The sequence below is a fragment of the Corallococcus sicarius genome (genome assembly GCF_003611735.1).
Classification (GTDB): Bacteria; Myxococcota; Myxococcia; order Myxococcales; family Myxococcaceae; genus Corallococcus; species Corallococcus sicarius.
Genome location: NZ_RAWG01000014.1, coordinates 1 through 17,438 on the forward strand (window position 1 = coordinate 1; position 17,438 = coordinate 17,438).

General features: G+C 71.4%; 15 protein-coding genes and 1 pseudogene. 10 read left to right on the forward strand and 6 right to left on the reverse strand.

The features are described from left to right. Positions 1 to 444 (forward strand): annotated as a pseudogene (locus D7X12_RS03520) (aquaporin); the annotation flags it as partial. Positions 445 to 461: 17 nt separating this feature from the next. Here D7X12_RS03520 and D7X12_RS03525 read toward each other — a convergent pair. Both D7X12_RS03525 and D7X12_RS03530 read right to left on the reverse strand, forming a co-directional pair. Then, entirely contained in the window at positions 462 to 1,958 is a 1,497-nt protein-coding gene (locus D7X12_RS03525) for an ATP-binding protein (protein WP_120623847.1), read from the reverse strand. Next, the gene (locus D7X12_RS03530; RefSeq protein ID WP_120623848.1) at positions 1,955 to 2,674 is read right to left on the reverse strand and encodes a GTP-binding protein; all 720 of its coding nucleotides are present in this window, start codon (positions 2,672 to 2,674) and stop codon (positions 1,955 to 1,957) included. Before D7X12_RS03530 ends, D7X12_RS03525 begins: the two co-directional genes overlap by 4 nt. Positions 2,675 to 2,950: 276 nt before the next feature. Here D7X12_RS03530 and D7X12_RS03535 point away from each other — a divergent pair, with 276 nt between their 5' ends. The 5 genes from D7X12_RS03535 (at position 2,951) to D7X12_RS03555 (ending at position 9,618) form a co-directional block, all read left to right on the forward strand. After that, complete coding sequence (locus tag D7X12_RS03535; RefSeq protein WP_120623849.1) at positions 2,951 to 3,487, forward strand: GNAT family N-acetyltransferase; 537 nt, start codon at positions 2,951 to 2,953, stop codon at positions 3,485 to 3,487. A 178-nt stretch (positions 3,488 to 3,665) separates the two neighbouring features. Then, the gene (locus D7X12_RS03540) at positions 3,666 to 5,483 is read left to right on the forward strand and encodes a type IV pilus twitching motility protein PilT (RefSeq protein ID WP_120623850.1); all 1,818 of its coding nucleotides are present in this window, start codon (positions 3,666 to 3,668) and stop codon (positions 5,481 to 5,483) included. Between the two features lies 1 nt (position 5,484). After that, positions 5,485 to 6,591, forward strand: coding sequence for a type IV pilus twitching motility protein PilT (locus D7X12_RS03545; protein ID WP_120623851.1), 1,107 nt, complete (start codon positions 5,485 to 5,487; stop codon positions 6,589 to 6,591). A 119-nt stretch (positions 6,592 to 6,710) separates the two neighbouring features. Beyond that, positions 6,711 to 7,130 (forward strand): DUF5684 domain-containing protein, encoded by a 420-nt coding sequence (locus D7X12_RS03550; RefSeq protein WP_120623852.1) that lies wholly within the window; start codon positions 6,711 to 6,713, stop codon positions 7,128 to 7,130. A 160-nt stretch (positions 7,131 to 7,290) separates the two neighbouring features. Beyond that, positions 7,291 to 9,618 (forward strand): TonB-dependent receptor, encoded by a 2,328-nt coding sequence (locus D7X12_RS03555; protein ID WP_439329343.1) that lies wholly within the window; start codon positions 7,291 to 7,293, stop codon positions 9,616 to 9,618. Here D7X12_RS03555 and yoaA read toward each other — a convergent pair. The 3 genes from yoaA to D7X12_RS03570 form a co-directional block, all read right to left on the reverse strand. Further along, positions 9,572 to 11,569 carry a DNA repair helicase YoaA gene (gene yoaA, locus D7X12_RS03560; RefSeq protein ID WP_120623853.1) on the reverse strand — a complete coding sequence of 666 codons (1,998 nt, stop codon included), beginning with the start codon at positions 11,567 to 11,569 and terminating at the stop codon, positions 9,572 to 9,574. The genes D7X12_RS03555 and yoaA overlap by 47 nt on opposite strands. Before the next feature lie 132 nt (positions 11,570 to 11,701). Beyond that, the gene (locus tag D7X12_RS03565) at positions 11,702 to 12,475 is read right to left on the reverse strand and encodes a hypothetical protein (protein WP_120623854.1); all 774 of its coding nucleotides are present in this window, start codon (positions 12,473 to 12,475) and stop codon (positions 11,702 to 11,704) included. Then, positions 12,472 to 13,476, reverse strand: a complete 1,005-nt coding sequence (locus D7X12_RS03570; RefSeq protein ID WP_120623855.1) for a site-2 protease family protein — start codon at positions 13,474 to 13,476, stop codon at positions 12,472 to 12,474. Before D7X12_RS03570 ends, D7X12_RS03565 begins: the two co-directional genes overlap by 4 nt. Positions 13,477 to 13,689: 213 nt before the next feature. Between D7X12_RS03570 and D7X12_RS03575 the strand changes: the two genes are divergently transcribed. The 3 genes from D7X12_RS03575 to D7X12_RS03585 all read left to right on the forward strand — a co-directional run bounded on the left by D7X12_RS03575 (position 13,690) and on the right by D7X12_RS03585 (position 15,697). Then, positions 13,690 to 14,037 (forward strand): hypothetical protein, encoded by a 348-nt coding sequence (locus tag D7X12_RS03575; protein ID WP_120623856.1) that lies wholly within the window; start codon positions 13,690 to 13,692, stop codon positions 14,035 to 14,037. A gap of 77 nt (positions 14,038 to 14,114) precedes the next feature. Then, the gene (locus D7X12_RS03580) at positions 14,115 to 14,936 is read left to right on the forward strand and encodes a hypothetical protein (protein ID WP_120623857.1); all 822 of its coding nucleotides are present in this window, start codon (positions 14,115 to 14,117) and stop codon (positions 14,934 to 14,936) included. A gap of 47 nt (positions 14,937 to 14,983) precedes the next feature. Next, positions 14,984 to 15,697, forward strand: coding sequence for an HAD family hydrolase (locus D7X12_RS03585; protein ID WP_120623858.1), 714 nt, complete (start codon positions 14,984 to 14,986; stop codon positions 15,695 to 15,697). Between the two features lie 75 nt (positions 15,698 to 15,772). On the opposite strand, the gene D7X12_RS03590 is transcribed toward D7X12_RS03585, so the two are convergent. Next, positions 15,773 to 16,207, reverse strand: a complete 435-nt coding sequence (locus D7X12_RS03590; protein ID WP_120623859.1) for a transcriptional regulator — start codon at positions 16,205 to 16,207, stop codon at positions 15,773 to 15,775. A 302-nt stretch (positions 16,208 to 16,509) separates the two neighbouring features. Between D7X12_RS03590 and D7X12_RS03595 the strand changes: the two genes are divergently transcribed. Beyond that, the gene (locus D7X12_RS03595; RefSeq protein WP_244224327.1) at positions 16,510 to 17,430 is read left to right on the forward strand and encodes a lipid kinase; all 921 of its coding nucleotides are present in this window, start codon (positions 16,510 to 16,512) and stop codon (positions 17,428 to 17,430) included. Positions 17,431 to 17,438: the final 8 nt, after the last annotated feature.

Sequence of the window (17,438 nt, forward strand, 5' to 3'; positions counted from 1 at the left end):
GCCCCCGCCCCCCTGGAGACCGTCGTCTTCGAGTGCGCGGAAGCCGGCCCCGCGCACCTGGCCGCCGCGCTCTTCAACACGCTGGCCCACCCGGAGCGCGCCCGCGCGGTGGTGACGCCTCCTCCGGACGGCGAGGAGCGGGTGCCCCCCGCCGTGGAGGCGCTGATGCGCGACCTGCACCTGCGCCCCGCGCCCCCGAGGGACAGGAGCGTGCCCGCGTCCCACTACGTCCTCCTCGAGGTCGCGGGCCAGGCGCCGGGCATGGACGCGCGCGTGCGCGAGCGCTGGCCGCTGCCCGCGCTGTCGCTGTTGGACGAGGCGAGCGCGCGCGCGTTGCAGGCGGCCCTGCGGCCCCGGCTGCACCAGCTGCTCGCGCGCCGGGGGTGGGAGCGGCTGCACGTCGTCAGCGGCCCGGCCCCGGAGGGCCCGCGCGCCTTCACCTGAAGGCCGCCCCGCGCTGGCTAGAAGCGGTCCGGCTCCGGCATGGGCGGCGCGGCGGACAGCCCGCGGTCCGCCATGGGCGGGTGCAGGGGCAGCATCACGATGAAGCGCGAACCGTGGCCGTATTCGCTCTCCACGCGCACGCGCCCGCCGTGCCCTTCCACCAGGCTCTTCACGATGGCGAGCCCCAGCCCCGCGCCGCCGAACTCGCGCGTGGAGCTGCCGTCCACCTGGTAGAAGCTCTGGAAGATGCGGTCGAACTCCTCCGAGCGGATGCCCACGCCGGTGTCCTCCACGCTGATGCGGTAGCCGGGCACGCCCAGCTCCTGCTGCATCGCCGCGTCCGACAGCGTCACCTTCACCCGGCCGCCGGACGGCGTGAACTTCACCGCGTTGGCCAGCAGGTTCACCACCACCTGGCGCAGCTTGTCCAGGTCGCCCGCGAGCCGGGGCTGGGGCGTGTGCGGCAGCCGCACCTCCAGCTCCAGGCCCTTCCTCTGCGCCTGCGGCAGCACGCTGGAGACCGCCGTCTGGATGATGTAGCCGGGGTCCACCGGCGCCATGGACAGCCGCAGGCGGCCGGCTTCAATCTGGCTCAGGTCCAGCAGCGAGGAGATCATCGAGAGGAGCGTCTCGCCCTTCTCCACGATGGTGCGCACGTACTGGAGCTGTTCGGCGTTGAGGGGCCCCGCCAGCCCCTCCGCCATCATCTCCGAATAGCCGAGGATGGACGCGAGCGGCGTGCGCAGCTCGTGGCTCACCGTGCCCAGGAAGGACGACTTCAACCGGTCCAGCTCCTTGAGCCGCGCGTTGGCCTGGATGAGCCGCGCGTTCTGCGCCTCCAGCTCGCGGTGCACCTCCAGCGTGGACTCCAGGTGCAGGTGCGTGGCGAGGTACGCCTTCTGGCCGCTGGCGACGAGCGCGCCCAGCACCTGACCGAAGTGGCCCAGCACCTGGGCCGCGGTGCGCTCCGGCACGCGGCGCACGCGCGCCAGCAGCTCGTGCGCGCGCTCCAGGTCCAACCCCTGGATGCCGGTGAGCGTGGCCGGGAAGTCCGTCAGCTCCTCGGGCGTGAAGGGCCCCAGGATGACGCGGCCCAGGAAGTCGCCGTCCCACCGCACGGGCATCACCACGTAGCGCAGGCCGGTGAAGCACGGCAGGGCGATGAGCCCCGAGCCCTCCGACAGGTCGCCCTCCGCCACGCGCGCGCCGGCCTCCGGGAGCACGGGGCCGTTCTTCACGCGGCCCACCATGGCGGTGCACGCGTGGCGCCCGTCCGGGAAGGAGAAGACGTAGGCGCAGAAGTCGCCGTGCCCCACCTTCACGTCCGCCAGCTTGGTGCCGCGCGCGTCCAGCACCTTGATGCCCACGCGGTACAGGTCGCTGAAGCCCTTCACCACCTCCGCGAAGGACGGCAGGTCCAACAGGTCGCCGAGCGCCAGCCGCCGCTGGAGGACGGACTCGCGCCGGTGCGAGCCGGACGTGTCACGGGGTCCTCCCATCGGCGGGCCGCTCATGGAGGGCTCCCGCTCGCGCCGCCACCGGGCAGGATGCGGTAGCGGCCCTCCAGCGCCGTGCCCGTCAGGTCCACCTGGCGGAAGATCTGCCCCAGGAACTCCTCTTCCGTGAGCCCCACGTTGCGCGACAGGTGGGCGCGGTTCTCCAGCGCGCGCCAGGCCGCCTGCGCCACGGCGTGGAAGGTCTCCACCACGCCCTCGCCCCGCACCGCCACCGACCCGACGACGGGCTGGGTGCCCTTCTTCTGGATGTCCGCCAGCTCGGCGTCCGTGAGGCTGTCCGGCAGGTCGCGCTTGTTGAACTGGATGACCACCGGCACCTGCGCGGGGTCCAGCTCCATCTCGCGCAGGTTCTCCTGGAGGTTGCGCCAGTAGGCGTTGTTCTCCTGCGACGCGTTGCGCCGGCTGTCCGCGATGAACACCACCGCGTCGGTGCCCTGCAGCACCACGCGCCGCGTGGCGTTGTGGATGACCTGGCCGGGGACGGTGAAGAGCTTCACCTTCACCTTGAAGCCCGCGGAGGTGGAGAAGAAGACGGGCAGCAGGTCGAAGAAGAGCGTCCGGTCGTCGTGCGTGTCCACCGACAGCAGGCGCCCCCGCACGTCCGGCCGCGCCCGCGCGTGCAGCTTGCGCAGGTTCGTCGTCTTCCCGCTGAGCCCGGGGCCGTAATAGACGATCTTGAGCGTCAGCTCGCGCTGGGCGTGGTTGAGTTGCAAGAGGGGGGCTCGAAACCCGAGGGGGAACCGGACCTTCTTTTTATAATGGGCCCACGCTCCGCGCGGAAGGCCGGTTGCACGCCGGACGGCGGAGCGGAGCGAATCCTTCCTCCCGGAATGACGTCCCCCCGGGTGGCGTTTCGAGAAGTTCCCGCTCCTCGACCCAAGAGGAGGACGTCTCCCCACACGGAAAACAGGACACTGTGCGCGGAATGATCGCGTGCACGGGTAAGGGGGGACCGGTTAGGATCGCGGACGCGACGGAGGAGCAAGGCGATGACGATGAAGCAGGTGGAACCAGGCGTCGAGGTGGCCCCCACGCCAGTGATGGACGTGGCGACCCTCTCCAACGAGCTGGTGAACGGGGTCAAATTCGGTGTGGCCACCGACGAGGACCTGACCACGGTGTCGGCCCTGCGCTCCAACTCCGAGCCCTGGAAGGGCCGTGGGGAGAGCCAGGAGGACAGCCTCAAGGCTCTCACCCAGCTCAAGCCGTACCTCCACGTGGCCCGGCTGCAGAACCAGATCGTGGGTTACGTGACGGTGGAGCGCGACGGCCCGGTGCCCGGCGCCGCCTACCTGCGCAACATCGTGGTGAAGCCGGAGCTGCGGCGCCACGGCCTGGGCGCGCTGCTGCTGAACAAGGCGCTGGACGCGGCCCGTGACATGTACCGCAAGACGATCGCGCTGCGCGTGGATCCGGCGAACGCGCCCGCGGTGGGCTTCTACCGCAAGGCGGGCTTCACCACGGTGGCCACGGTGGTGTCGAAGAAGTCCGGCAAGCTGCGGCTCCTGATGTCGCGCGAGCTGTAGTCGCACGTCCGTCACAGCCAGTGGTAGCACCCGACGGGAGGGGCCCTCACACGGCCGCTCCCGTCGTGCGTTGGAGACAGGCCCCCCGGGTGTCCCGGCGCGCGGCGGTCGACTATCCTTCCGCGGGCTCCACCCCGCCGGGCCTGACGCACGGCAGCGGTGGGGCCACCCCCTCGGCATGAAACCGCTCGCAGAGCTGCTGCGTCACCTGTCACGTCCCGGAATCACCGAGCTGGCCCTGGCCAGTGGCCGCCCGCCCATGGTGCGAAACGCCACCGGCTATGAGCCCGTGGATCCCGGCGCCCTCACCACCGACGATCTCGTGAAGGCCCTGCAGGCCATGGTGGGCCTCGCGCGCGCCTCCACGGTGTCGGAGACCCCCGTGCAGTGGACGGTGAACGCCACCGGCCTGGGCTCGCTCAGCATCGCGGCGGTGCGCCGGGGTGATCTGATGAACGTGCGCCTCACGCGCGCCACGGAGGGCGCCACGCAGGCGGCTCCCCCAGCTCCGGCGGCCTCCGCGGCTCCGGCGGCTCCCGCGGCCCCTGGCCGGACGCCCTACGCCGCGACGCCCGGTGCGTCCGCTCCGGCCGACGCCGTGGCCCGCACCGCCCAGGCCGGTGGGCCTGCTTCCGTGGAGGCCCCCGCACGTACGGCCCCCGTGGGAGCGGCCTCCGTGCGAGGCGTCCCCGTGGGCTCGGTCACGGCGCCCTCTTCCGCACGCGCACCCGTGGCCGACGCGGCGCCCGCGCGCCCGCCCCCCGCGAGCGCGCCGTCGTATGTCGCCGACGCGGCGCCCGCGCGCGCCATCCCCATCTCGCGGCACACGCCCGCGCCGGGCCGCGACCTGGCCGTGCTGCTGGAGCAGGCGCGCAGCATGCACGCCAGCGACCTGCACGTGGTGGCGGGACGGCCTCCGCTGTTCCGCCTCGCCGGAGAGCTGCAACCGCAGGACACGGTGCTGGCGCCGGAGCTGGTGGAGCGGCTCTTGCTGCCCATCATCCCGGAGCGGCTGCGCCACGTGCTGGAGCGCGACGGCAGCGTGGACTTCGCGCTGGACTCCGAGGAGACGGGGCGCTTCCGCGTCAACGTGGGCCGCCAGCGCACGGGCCTCAAGGGCGTCTTCCGCGTCATCTCCCGCGAGATCCCGACCCTGGAGTCGCTGGGCCTGCCGGCGGACATCGCCAAGGCGACGCACCACCACCAGGGCCTCATCGTGCTCACCGGCCCGTCCGGCCACGGCAAGACGAGCACGCTCGCGGCGCTGGTGGACATCATCAACCGCGAGACGACGCACCACGTGCTCACCGTGGAGGACCCGGTGGAGTACGTGCACCCGCGCAAGCGCGCCCTCATCAGCCAGCGCGAGGTGGGCACCAACACCCGCACCTTCGCGAGCGCCCTCAAGGGCAGCCTGCGCGAGGACCCGGACGTCATCGTCGTGGGCGAATTGCGCGACACGGAGACGGTGCGCATGGCGCTCGCCGCCAGCGAGACGGGCCACCTGCTCATCAGCACCATGAACACGCCCAGCGCGGCGAAGACCATCGACCGGCTCATCGACCTCTTCCCGCCGGCGGATCAGCAGCAGGTGCGGCTGTCGCTCTCCAGCGGCCTGCGCCTCATCGTGAGCCAGCGGCTGATGCCCTCCACGGACGGCAAGCGCATGGTGGCCGCCGCCGAGGTGCTCACGGGCTCCGTGGCGCTGGGCAACCTCATCCGCGACAACAAGACGTATCAAATCCCGTCGCTCCAGCAGCGCGGCAAGTCGCTGGGCATCATCCGCTTCGAGGACTCGCTGTCGGACCTGGCGCGCTCGGGCAAGGCGACGCTGGAGACGGTGAAGGGCTTCGCGGAGAACCCGGACGAAATCGAGGCCATGGTGACGGGCAAGCGGCCCGGCGCCGCTGGCACCGTGCCCCCACCCGCCACGCCCCAGGAGGGCGCGCGGATGCTGTCCAAGGTGGGCTCACTGCTTGGCAAGAAGGGCGCCTGACATGACGGAAAATCCCCGCATCGCCAGCTGGTTCGACGTGCTGCTCGACAAGAAGGGCAGCGACCTGCACCTGGGCGTGGGCTACCCGCCCCTGGGCCGCATCCGCGGCGAGCTCGTGCCCTTGCGCGAAGAGCCCCTCACCCAGGAGGAGCTGGAGCCGCTGCTCTTCGAGATCTGCTCGCCGGAGCAGAAGCGGCAGATCACCGAGGAGCTGGACCTGGACTTCGCCTATGGCTACGGGACGAAGGCCCGCTTCCGCGCCAACTACTTCTACAAGATGACCGGCATTGGCGCCGTCTTCCGCACCATCCCCAGCAAGGTGCTGACGCTGGAGGACCTGAAGACGCCGGAGGTGGTGCGCAAGCTGGCGGACCGGCGCAGCGGGCTGGTGCTGGTGACGGGCCCCACGGGCAGCGGCAAGTCCACGACGCTCGCGGGGATGATCAACCACATCAACAAGACGCGCGCCTCGCACGTGCTCACCGTGGAGGACCCGGTGGAGTTCGTGCACGAGTCCCTCAAGGCCCAGGTCACCCACCGCGAGGTGGGCCCGCACGCGTCCAGCTTCGCCACCGCCATCCGCTCCGCCGGCCGCGAGGACCCCAACGTCATCCTCATCGGCGAGCTGCGCACCAACGAGACGATGAAGCTGGCGCTCCAGCTCGCGAGCTTCGGCGTGCTCGTGTTCGCCACGGTCCACACCAACAGCGCGCCCGCCACCATCGACCGCATCATCAACGCCTTCCCCGCGGACGAGCAGGGCCAGGTGCGCGGCATGCTCGCGGAGTCCCTGGCGGGCATCGTCGCGCAGCAGCTCATCAAGACCGCGGACGGCAAGGGCCGCGTCGCCGCGCTCGAAATCCTGGTGGGCGGGGCCGCCATCGCGTCGATGATCCGCGAGGGCAAGGTGTTCCAGATCGCCTCCAAGATGCAGGCGGGCCAGGGCCAGGGCATGCAGACCCTGGACATGCACCTGGAGCGGCTGGTCAAGGACGACGTCATCCTCCCCGACGCCGCCCTGGAGAAAGCCCAGGACAAAGAGAATTTCGTGAAAGTCATCCAGCGGCTCAAGCCGGACTGGGTGGTGCCGGAGACTCTCAAGGCCTGAGACGGACGACCCAAAGGGGGAGGGAATTTGCATTCACCCCCCTACTTCGCGAATTGTTCGGGATTGAACCTGGACCGGCGCTCGCGCCTGGGTCCCACACTTCCGAGGGGGAAGTACTCATGGATGAACAGCAGCTTGAGATGATTCGGCAGGCGTCGGAGCAGCAGAGCGCGGGCCCGGGCCCGTTGTTCTACATCTTCTACTTCGCCTTCATCGGCGCGATGATCGCGGGCCTGTGGAAGACGTTCACGAAGGCGGGCGAGCCCGGGTGGGCGGCCATCGTCCCCATCTACAACGTCTACATCATGACGAAGATCGTCGGCCGCCCGGCGTGGTTCACGGTGCTGGCGCTCATCCCGTGCGTGAACATCATCGCGCTCTTCATCATCGGCATCGACATGGCGAAGTCGTTCGGCAAGGGCATGGGCTTCGGCATCGGCCTGGCGCTGCTCGGCCCCGTCTTCTACGCCATCCTCGGCTTCGGCGACGCGCAGTACCAGGGCCCGGCCGCCGCCAGCGGTGGCATGTCCGCGGCGTAGTGTCCGCGCAAGGCAGGGCCTCCCGGCCCTGACGTGACGGCGGTGGAGTGGCCTGTTGTCCGGCCCTTCACCGCCGTTCGTGTTTCTGGAGCGTCCCAGGGAGCCGGCCTCTGCGAGCGAACCTTCCCGCGAGGGCGGGAGATCCGATAGAGCGGCGGGGATGACCGGCCCGCGCGCTCCCTCCCGTCCGCCTGTTCCGCCGCGCTGGCGGCGTGCACGACTCCGGCGCCTCGGGGTCTGCCTCGGACTGGTGCTGCCCGGCGTCGCGGCGGCGCAATCCGAGTCGCCCGACGTCCCCGTGACCGTCGGCTCGCAGGCCCCCGATGCAGACAGCGCAGCCCCTGCCGCGCCTGCGACAGGAGCACCTGATGGCGGTGCATCGGATGCCCCGGACGGCGCGTCGCTCGCGGGCGCGGCTCAAGCCTCCGACACGGGAGCAGAAGCCCCGACCGGGGAGCCCGGGCCTCCCCGCGAGACCCAGACGGTCGTCACCGCGACGCGCCTGCCGCGCCCGCTTCGCGACGTGCCCGCCACCACGGTGGTGATTCCCCGCGAGGAGATGGAGCGCAGCCCCACGCTCACGCAGGACGCGCTCGTGCGCACGCTGCCCTCCGCGTCCACGTTCCGCCGCACGCCCTCGCTCGTCGCGGACCCCACCGCTCAGGGGCTCAACCTGCGCGGGCTCGCGCCTTCGGGGGTGGCCCGGGGGCTGGTGCTGCTGGACGGCCTGCCGGTGAACGACCCCTATGGCGGCTGGGTGTTCTGGCGCGCCCTGCCCCGCCTGGGCCTGGACCGCATCGAGGTCGTCCCCACCGGCGGCTCCGCGCTCTACGGCAGCGCCGCGCTGGGCGGCGTCGTGCAGCTCATCTCCCAGCCCATTGGCCCCGTCATCGACGCCGACGTGTCGGTGGGCAACCTGGGCACCGGCTTCGTCGCCGCGCGCATCGCGGACCGCTGGAAGCGCGTGGGTGTGTCGCTGGAAGCCGAAGGCCTCACCAGCAACGGCTACCGCATCGTCCCCGAGGGCCAGCGCGGCACCATCGACGGTGACACCCCGTCGAAGCACGTCACCGCGCAGGCCCGCGTGGAGGTGAAGGCCACCGACGCCCTCTTCCTCTCCACCCGCGCGGGCTACTTCCGCGAGACGCAGAACGGCGGCACCCGCTACACCGCCGCCAGCGTGGACCTCACGTGGTTTACCGGAAGCGCCCGCCTGCGCACGGAGGACACCGGGACCTTCGAGCTGGGCCTCTACGGCCGCACGCAGCACTTCGCCCAGGACCGCGCCCGCGTCACCCCGGACCGGAACTTCGAGGTCCGCTCCGCGCTCCAGGACGTTCCCGCCAACGACCAGGGCGGCTCGCTCGTGTGGACCGGCCCGGAGCTGACGCTGGGCGGCAGGCACGTGCTCGCCGCGGGCGTGGACGCGCGCCGGTCCGCCGGCTCCGCGGAGGAGCTGCTCTTCCCCTCCACCGTCACGCCCACCTCGCTCTACTCGCGCGCCACCCGGGGCACGCAGCTGTCCGGCGGCGTCTTCGTGCAGGACCTCTACACCGTGTCGCCCGCGCTGGAGCTGGCCGGCACGCTGCGCTGGGACGCGTGGCGCAACCTGGACGGTTCCCTGCTGGAGAGCCGCGCGAACGGCACCGCCACCGCCACCGACTTCGCGCCCCGCACCGCCGGGCAGCTCAGCCCGCGCCTCGCCGCGCGCCTGCGCCCGGTGGACGGGCTCACCCTGCGCGCCTCCGTGTACCGCGCCTTCCGCGCCCCCACCCTCAACGAGCTGTACCGCCCCTTCCAGGTGGGCACCGTCCTCACCGCCGCCAACCCGGACCTGGGCGCCGAGCGCCTCTGGGGCACCGAGGCCGGCGTGGAGGCCGTGGGCCCACGCGGGCTCACCGGCCGCGTCACCGGTTTCTGGAACGTGCTCGACGCGCCCATCACCAACGTCACCCTGGCCACGCCCCTGCCCGACGGCACCACCCGCCAGCGCCAGAACCTGGGCCAGGCGCGCGTGCGCGGCGTGGAGCTGGGCACGGACTGGCGCCCGGCCCGACAGTGGACGCTGCTCGCCGCCTACACCTTCGTGGACCCCGTCGTCACCGAAGCGCCCGGACAGCCCGACCTCGTGGGTCGCCAGCTTCCCCAGGACCCCCGGCATCGGGGCTCACTCAGCGTCACCTTCGACGAGCCGTCGCTCCTCACCGCCACCGCGCAGCTCCGCGTCGTGGGCCCGCAGTACGAGGACGACCTCAACACGCGCGGCATGGGCGGCGCCGCCATCGTGGACCTGTTCGTGAGCCGCCACCTCTTCTGGAAGGTGGCCGCCTTCGCCGCGGTGGAGAACCTGTTCGACCGCGCCTGGCTCGCGGGCCGCGCGGGTGTGGACACGCTCGCCCCGCCCTTCCAGGCGCGCGTGGGGCTGCGCCTGCGCGACGGGCTCAACGAACGGTTCTCAGAGGCGGAACGGGGCGTACCGGTCCATTGAACCAGCGGCTCAGCTCCGTCGTGTCCTCCATCCGCTTCGCGGGCGGCAGGCTGGAGAGGAACACGCGCCCGTAGCCCTTGGTCACGATGCGGCGGTCCAGCATCGCCACGATGCCCCGGTCCGCCTGCGTCCGGATGAGCCGCCCGAAGCCCTGGCGCAGGGCCAGCGCCGCCTGCGGCAGCTGGTACTGATCAAACGGCTCCTCCCCGCGCGCTTCAATCTGCCGGATGCGCGCGGCCACCAGCGGGTCCCCCGGTGACGCGAAGGGGAGCCGGTCGATGATGACCAGGCTCAGCGCGTCCCCGGGCACGTCCACGCCCTCCCAGAAGCTGTGCGCGGCGAAGAGCACGCTGGGCGTCTGGCGGAAGGACTCCAGGAGCTGCGCCTTGGGCCGCTCGCCCTGGAGCAGCGCCTGGTAGGGCAGCCGCGTGGCGGTGAGTTCGTACGCGCGCACCATGTTGCGCAGGGACGTGAAGAGCACGAAGGCGCGCCCGCCCGTCACCTCGCACAGCTTGATGATCTCCTCCGCCGCCGCCTCGATGAAGCCCGGGGCGCTGGGGTCCGGCAGGTGCGTGGGCAGGTACAGCGCGGACTGGCGCGGGAAGTCGAACGGGCTGGGCACCGCGAGCGTGCGCACGCGCGTCACCGGCTGGCCCTCGTCGTCGTACATGCCCATGCGCTTGGCGAAGAAGTCGAAGCGGCTGTCCGCCGCGAGCGTCGCGGAGGTGAACACCACCGTGTCCAGGGCGCCGTAGAGCCTGTCGCGCAGCTCCTTCGCCACGTCGATGGGGTTCGCGCGCAGGAAGAGGCCCTTGCCGCGCGCCTCCGCCCAGTAGACGTGTTCGGACGACTCCGCCTTCTCCAGGAAGGTGAGCTGCTCCACCATCTCCTCGGCGCGGCGGTGGATGGCGGCCAGCTCCGCCTCGCGCTCGCTGCCGGAGAAGGACGCGAGCGCGGACAGTCCTTCGCGCACCTGCTCCAGCGCGCCGGACAGCTTGCCCATCGTCTCCGGGCGCAGCGCCACGGTGGACTCCTGGCTGGACAGCCCCAGCGCGCGGGGGGCCTGGACGAACAGCGCGTCCGAGTGCGCGCGCACCCGCTGGGCCAGCGCGGACAGCGTCGGGTGCCGTTCATCCTTCGCCGGCAGGGCCGCCACCGCGTCGCGCGCCAGCTCCTCCAGCCGGTAGTTGGAGACGCTGTAGCCGAAGTGGCTGCTGGCCACGTCCTCCAGCGCGTGCGCCTCGTCGAAGACGACGGCGTCGTAGAAGGGCAGCACCCCTTCGCTTCTCTTGCCGGAGCTGCGCAGCGCCAGGTCCGCGAAGAACAGGTGGTGGTTCACCACCAGCAGGCTCGCGGTCTCCGCGCGCTTGCGCATCTTCGTGACGAAGCACGTCTCATACTGCGCGCAGCGCGAGCCCAGGCACGTCTCCGACGTGGTGGACAGCCGCGACCACGCGGCGAAGGACTCCGGCAGGTCCAGCTCCGCCCGGTCCCCCGTCTCCGTCTGCGTCACCCACCGCTTGAGCAGCGGCCACTGCTTCGCTTCGTCCTTGGAGATGAACTGCGGATCCTTCTCGAAGGACTCGTAGCGGTGCAGGCAGAGGTAGTTGCCCCGCCCCTTGAGGTAGGCCGCCTCGAACTGGAGCCCCAGCTTCTCGCTGAGCAGCGGCAGGTCCTTGAAGAACACCTGGTCCTGCAGCGTCTTCGTGGCGGTGGACACCACCACCTTGAGGCCGGACAGGAGCGCTGGCACCAGGTAGGCGAGCGTCTTGCCCGTGCCCGTGCCGGCCTCCGCCAGCAGGTAGCTGCCTTCGGAGAAGGCCCGCTCCACGGCGCGCGCCATCTGGAGCTGCTCCGGACGGTGCTCGTACGAGGGCAGCGCCTGCTCCAGCGCCCCACCAGGACCCAGCAGGCTGTCGACAGAGGGAGGACGGGGCGCGGGCGCGGACATGCGTCGTTTCGGGGCAGGAGGACAGAAGACCGGCCCCCCAGGATAACAGCGCCCGGCGCTGTACGCGCGTTCCTGTCCACCCCTTCTCACGCCTGCCCGGGAAGTGGGCCGGCCAGCGCTTCCCCGCCCCGCCTAGAAGGAGCCGCGCAGCATCTGGAAGAGCACCAGGACCAGCACCAGCGCGACGACCAGCACCGCCCCCATCACCGTGTTCTTCACCTTGCGGGCAAGCTCCGGCGAGGGGCCGTCGGACGTCAGCGGCACCACGGAGGTCACCCGACGCACCACCTCGTCCCGCCCCCGCAGCGCCTTGGCGTCGCCCGGCGTCCGGGCCAGTCGCAGGCGGTACAGGCGGCCCGCCATGGCCAGCTCTCCCCGCCCCACCGCCAGCGTGAGCAGCCGGTCATGCGCCTCGTCGTCGTCCCAGGTCTGGAGGAGCGCGCGCCACTCGGTGGCCAGCACCCCGGAGGGCAGGTGCTCATCCGGGAGGAAGTTCGCGTAGACGAGCCCGCACTGCGCGCACGCCCCTTCGTCCTCCCGCATGGGCGCCACGCACTTGGGACAGTGGCCCGGCGGGGCCTGGAACGGATCCCCGTCCAGGGCGGAGGCCGCCGCGGAGGGCGCGTCGGAGCGCACCACGCGCAGGGCGGTGGTGCTGACCCGGGAGGGCACGGGCGGCGGGGACGCGAAGGACTCCGGAGCGGGCACCGCCATCGCGACGCCCTCGCTCCCACCCCGCCCGCCGCCCCCTTCGCGGGGCATGTCTTGAGACGCGGACGCGGCTGCGGACGGAGCCGCGAGGGTCCGCGCGCCACACGCCCGACACGTCACGGACAGCACACCGTCCTCGACGCGGAAGGCCTCCACCGGGACCAGCCGCTCGCAGGCCTCGCACTGGTACTTCATGACAGCACCTCCCGCAGGGGGATGGGCATCGCGCAGCCGATGAGCGCCAGCAGGCACAGCGCGCAGATGAGCTTGCGCGCGGGGCTCAGGGGCTCCGTGGGCTCCACCACCTCCGGGTGACCGAAGCCCACGACCTTGCTGGCCACCAGCAGCCACAGGCCCCACGACACGGTGACGAACACCGTGAGGAAGAGCAGCACCCATGCCACGCCCTTGCCCACCGTGCGGGCGCGAGGGCCCCAGACCGCGAACGTCAGGTGGCCACCGTCCAACTGCCCCACCGGCAGCAGGTTGAGCAGCGTCACCAGCAGGCCGAACCACGCGGCGATCACCACCGGGTGTACCACCACGTCCTTGCCCTCCGGCAGGGGCCCCAGGGCCAGCCACGTCAGCGCCTTCATGATGAGGTTGTCGCCGAACAGCGTCTGCCGCTGGGTGATGACGGGCTCCAGGGCGGGCGGCGCGTTCGTCAGCTTCTCCATCACCCAATGCAGCAGGTCCTGTCCCAGCGCCCACAGTGACTGGTCACCCGGGAACGGCGAAGCCACCACGGGCGAGTCCACCACCGTGGAGTGCAGCAGGCCCCAGTAGAGCAGCGGCAGCGCCACCACCAGACCCGCCAGCGGCCCCGCCGCGCCAATGTCCACCAGCGCGTTGCGCGTGGGGATGCGCCCGCGCAGGCGGATGACCGCGCCCAGCGTGCCCAGGCTCCCGGGCACCGGCAGGGGGATGAAATACGGCAGCGAGGTATCCACCCGGTGCCACCGCGCCAGCACGTAGTGCCCCATCTCGTGCGAGCCCAGGATGCCCAGCAGCGACACGCTGAAGGCCAGCGCCTGCGTCCGGTCCTCGGGGGACAGCCCCCCCTGGCTGAAGGGGAACGACTGACCGAAGAGCAGCAGGTACGCCAGGAACGTCGTCCCCAGGGTCACCACGAACAGCAGCAGGTGCAGCCAGACGCGCGAGGGCGGGGCGGGACGTGGAACGGAAACCGGGTGCATGCGCGAAGATGCCTCTCGTCCGCCAAAGGGGCGACCTGTCCCCGGTCGCCGCGCGGATGAAGTGTAGAACACAACTCTGATTCACCGACCCGGGTCCTTGACTTGAAGTTGACTTCTGGTACGAACCGCGCCGCTTGAGGTTCCATCAAACGGCGGGACGGCTGTTCAGTCGCCCCTCCACCATTCAAGCCACCATCTGTTGGGGAGAAAACCATGAAGAAGCTCATCCTGTCCGCCGTTGCCGCCGCCTCCCTCGTGGGCTGCACCAGCGTTGAGTCCGCCGTCGTCTCCGGTTCCGAGATCGCCGCCAACGGCGAGGCCGTGGCCGTCATCCAGGGTAGCTCGCTGGGCCTGACCGCGATCTTCCACATCATCGACATCGTCCAGAGCGACCTGGACACCGTGGTCAACAAGCTCCTCATCTCCGAGGCGAAGGCCATGGGCGCCTCCAAGGTCGACCTGAAGTCGGCGAACACCACGCCCCGTCACGGCATCTTCGCCCTGCTCGGCACCATCATCGGCGTGACCAGCTCCTCCGCGACCGGCGTGGCGGTGAAGTAGTTCCGCCTGCCTCCTCACCGAGGCAGCCCAAGGCCCCCCTGGCGACAGTGGGGCCTTTTTCTTTTGGAAAGCCCCTCATGCGCGCCCTCCTCCTGCTGTCCCTGCTGAGTGTCCTCGCGTGCCGTTCGTCCTCCTCCGGAAGCGGGGATGGCGCGGAGTTGATGGCGCAGGTGCGCGAGCGGCTGGCCGCGCGCGACGCGAAGCTGCTGAACTACCAGTTGGAGGGCACCCAGAAGGAGGGCGACAGCCTGTCCGCGGGCTTCACGTTCGCGTACCGGGCGCCCCAGAAGATGCGCGGCAGCGTGTCCCAGCCCACGGCGCGCACCGTGTCCTGGGACGGCAAGCACCTGTACGAGCAGGTGGACGGGGACAAGCAGTTCACGACGTTCAAGTCCGAGGTCTCCCCGGAGAAGCTGTCGGCCTTCCTCACCGAAATCTTCACGCCCTTCGTGCCGGACGGCTTCCGCGCGCCGCTGCTCTTGCGCAGCACGAAGGCGAAGCGGGTGGCCAACCACCCCCAGGCGAAGGAGGCCGTGGAGCTGTCCATGGCGCTGGAGGGCGAGGCGGGCGCGGGCACGGAGGTGACGTACGTGCTGCGCTGGCCCACCCTGGACTTCCTGGCCCGGCGCACGCGCGCGGCGGACGGCACGCAGGCGGAGGTGCGCATGGAGGAGGAGCACTGCGACACGGCGCTGGGGCTGTGCGTGCCCAAGAAGCTCACGCGCCAGGTGGCCGGCGTGAAGCAGGGGGAGACGGTGCTGACGCGCGTGGACCTGAAGACGCCGCTGCCCAACGACGCCTTCACCCCCACCGCGCCGGAGGGTTACAGCGTGCAGACCCGGACACTCGTGGACAGCGCAACGCAGGAGAGTGGACCGAAGCCTCCCACGGGCGGTTGACCCGCCCGCCCGGCATCGCCACCTTGGGACGGCGGAGGGTGCTGCGCATGGTCGACAACGTCATCTTCGACGTGGACGGAACGCTGATTGATTCGGTGGACGAGCACGCCGAGGCGTGGCGCAGGGCGTTCATCGAGTTCGGCCGGGACATCCCCTTCGCCCACGTGCGCAGCCAGATTGGCAAGGGCGCGGATCAGCTCCTGCCCGTCTTCTTCAACGACGAGGAGCTGGAGCGCTTCGGCAAGGACCTGGAGGAGTACCGCTCCGCGCTGTTCAAGCGCGAGTTCCTGCCCAAGGTGCGCCCCTTCCCGCGCGTGAAGGAGCTCTTCCAGCAGCTGCGCAAGAGCAACCGCAAGCTGGCGCTGGCCTCCAGCGCGAAGGACGACGAGCTCAAGCGCTACGTGGAGCTGTGCGGCATCGACGGCCTGTTCGAGGCGAAGACGACCAAGGACGAGGTCGACAAGAGCAAGCCGCACCCGGACATCTTCGAGGCGGCCCTGACGAAGCTGGGCAAGCCGGACCCCGCCACGGTGGTGGTGGTGGGTGACACGCCCTACGACGCGCTCGCGGCTGGCAAGCTGCGCCTGGCCACGGTGGGCGTGCTGTGCGGTGGCTTCCGCCCGGACGACCTGCGCACGGCCGGCTGCCGCACCCTGGTGAAGGACCCCGCGGAGCTCTTGCGCCGCCTGGAGCAGGACCCCGAGGCCTGGCCGTGGGACGCGGCGTCGCGGGACAGCTCCAAGGACGAGGAGTCGCGCTGAGCGAACCTCCGCCGGGCGCAGGCGATGCGCCCGGTGCGTCCGGCGGCTCCCGGGCCACCGGCAAGCCCCCGAAACCTACTTGCGCGTGCCGCGCTTCGCCGTGCTCTTGCGGGCGCTGCTCTTGCGGGCCGGGCTCTTGCGCGCCGTGGAGCGCTTGCCGGCGGTCCCGGTGCGCGTGGCCTTGCGGCCCGTGGTGGCGCGCTTCGCCTGCGTGGGTGCGGCCTTGCGGCGGCTGGAGGTGGAGGTCTTCTTCGCGGTCGCGGCGCGGCGCTTGCCGCCGACCTTCCCCGCCTTGCGCGCGTTCTTGCGGGCCGCGGGTCGCTGCCGGGCCGCCTTCGCCTTGCTGCCGGAGCCGCCCTTCATCCCGCCGCCGGTGAGCTTGTTGACGGTGGCCCACGCGCGGGCTTCAGCGGTCTTCTCGCGGGTGCCCTTGTCCTCGTAGCCCTGCTCGATGTGCTCGGCCATGCGCTTCTGCTTTTCGGTGTATTGCGCCTTGCTTCCCCGTGCCATGCGTCACCCTCCTGGAAAAGGCTGCGGCGAGGCCCTGGAGCCAGCGCTGCCTTGAAGGTGAGCACGCCTGCCCGCCCGGGGAACCCGCCGGCCCCCTTCCCCTGTCCAGTACGGGAAGGCCCGAACCGGCGCAGGTGGGGAATGGACATCACCCCTGTCCTTTTCTCCGGGGTACGGCTGGCTTCACGGCGGGGCGGTGCGCATCTTGGGAAGCCGGTCACGTCAAGCAGAGGTGGCACCTGGAACCCGCACTGAATGCACCTCCCCGCCTTCGCCACCTGGATGAAGGCCCTGCGGTCCTCGTGGTCAACACGCGCTCGCGCTCAGGCCGTGAGGCCTTTGAAACCGCGCGGGCCATGCTGGCCGAGCGGGGCATTCCCCTGCTCGCGGCGCACGCGCTGTCGCGGCCCAAGCGCCTGCGCGCGGTGCTGGAGGAGGCCATCGCGGCGGGGGCCCGTCGCGTCTTCGTGGGCGGCGGCGACGGCACCATCAGCTGCGCGGCGCAGGTGTTGATGAGCCGCGACGTGACGCTGGGCGTGGTGCCCCTGGGCACCGGCAACGACTTCGCCCGCTCGCTGGGCATCCCGGACACCATCGAGGCCGCGTGCGACGTCATCGTCGGCGGCTACACGGCGCGGGTGGACGTGGGGCTCGTCAACGGGCGGCCCTTCCTCAACGCCGCCAGCCTGGGGCTGACCACCGCCATCGCGAAGCGGCTCACGCAGGAGTTGAAGCAGCGCGCGGGCAAGCTGGCCTACCCGATGGCCGCCGCCGCGGAGATGCGCACCCTGCAGCCCTTCCACGTCCGCCTCCAGGCGGACACGGAGACGCTGGAGCTGGACGCGCTCCAGCTCGTCGTGGGCAACGGCCGCTATCACGGGGCGGGCAACATGGTGTCGCCGGAGGCGACGCTGGATGACCGCAAGCTGCACGTCTACGCCATCACCGCGCCGTCCGCCGCCGACGGGAGCGGGGAGCGCACCGGGCTGGGCCACCTGCAGGACGTGGCCACGCTGGCGCGCGTGGCGCTGGGCATGCGCAGCGGCGGGCACCTGGAGCACGAGGCGGTCGTGCACCTGCACACCCGCCACCTCACCGTGGAGACGGACCCGCCCATGGAGGTGAACGCGGACGGGGAGAACGTGGGCATGACGCCCATGCGCTTCGAAGTGGCTTCCGCCGCGCTGCGCGTCTACGCCCCCGCGCCGCCCCTGCCCCAGTAGGAGGCAGG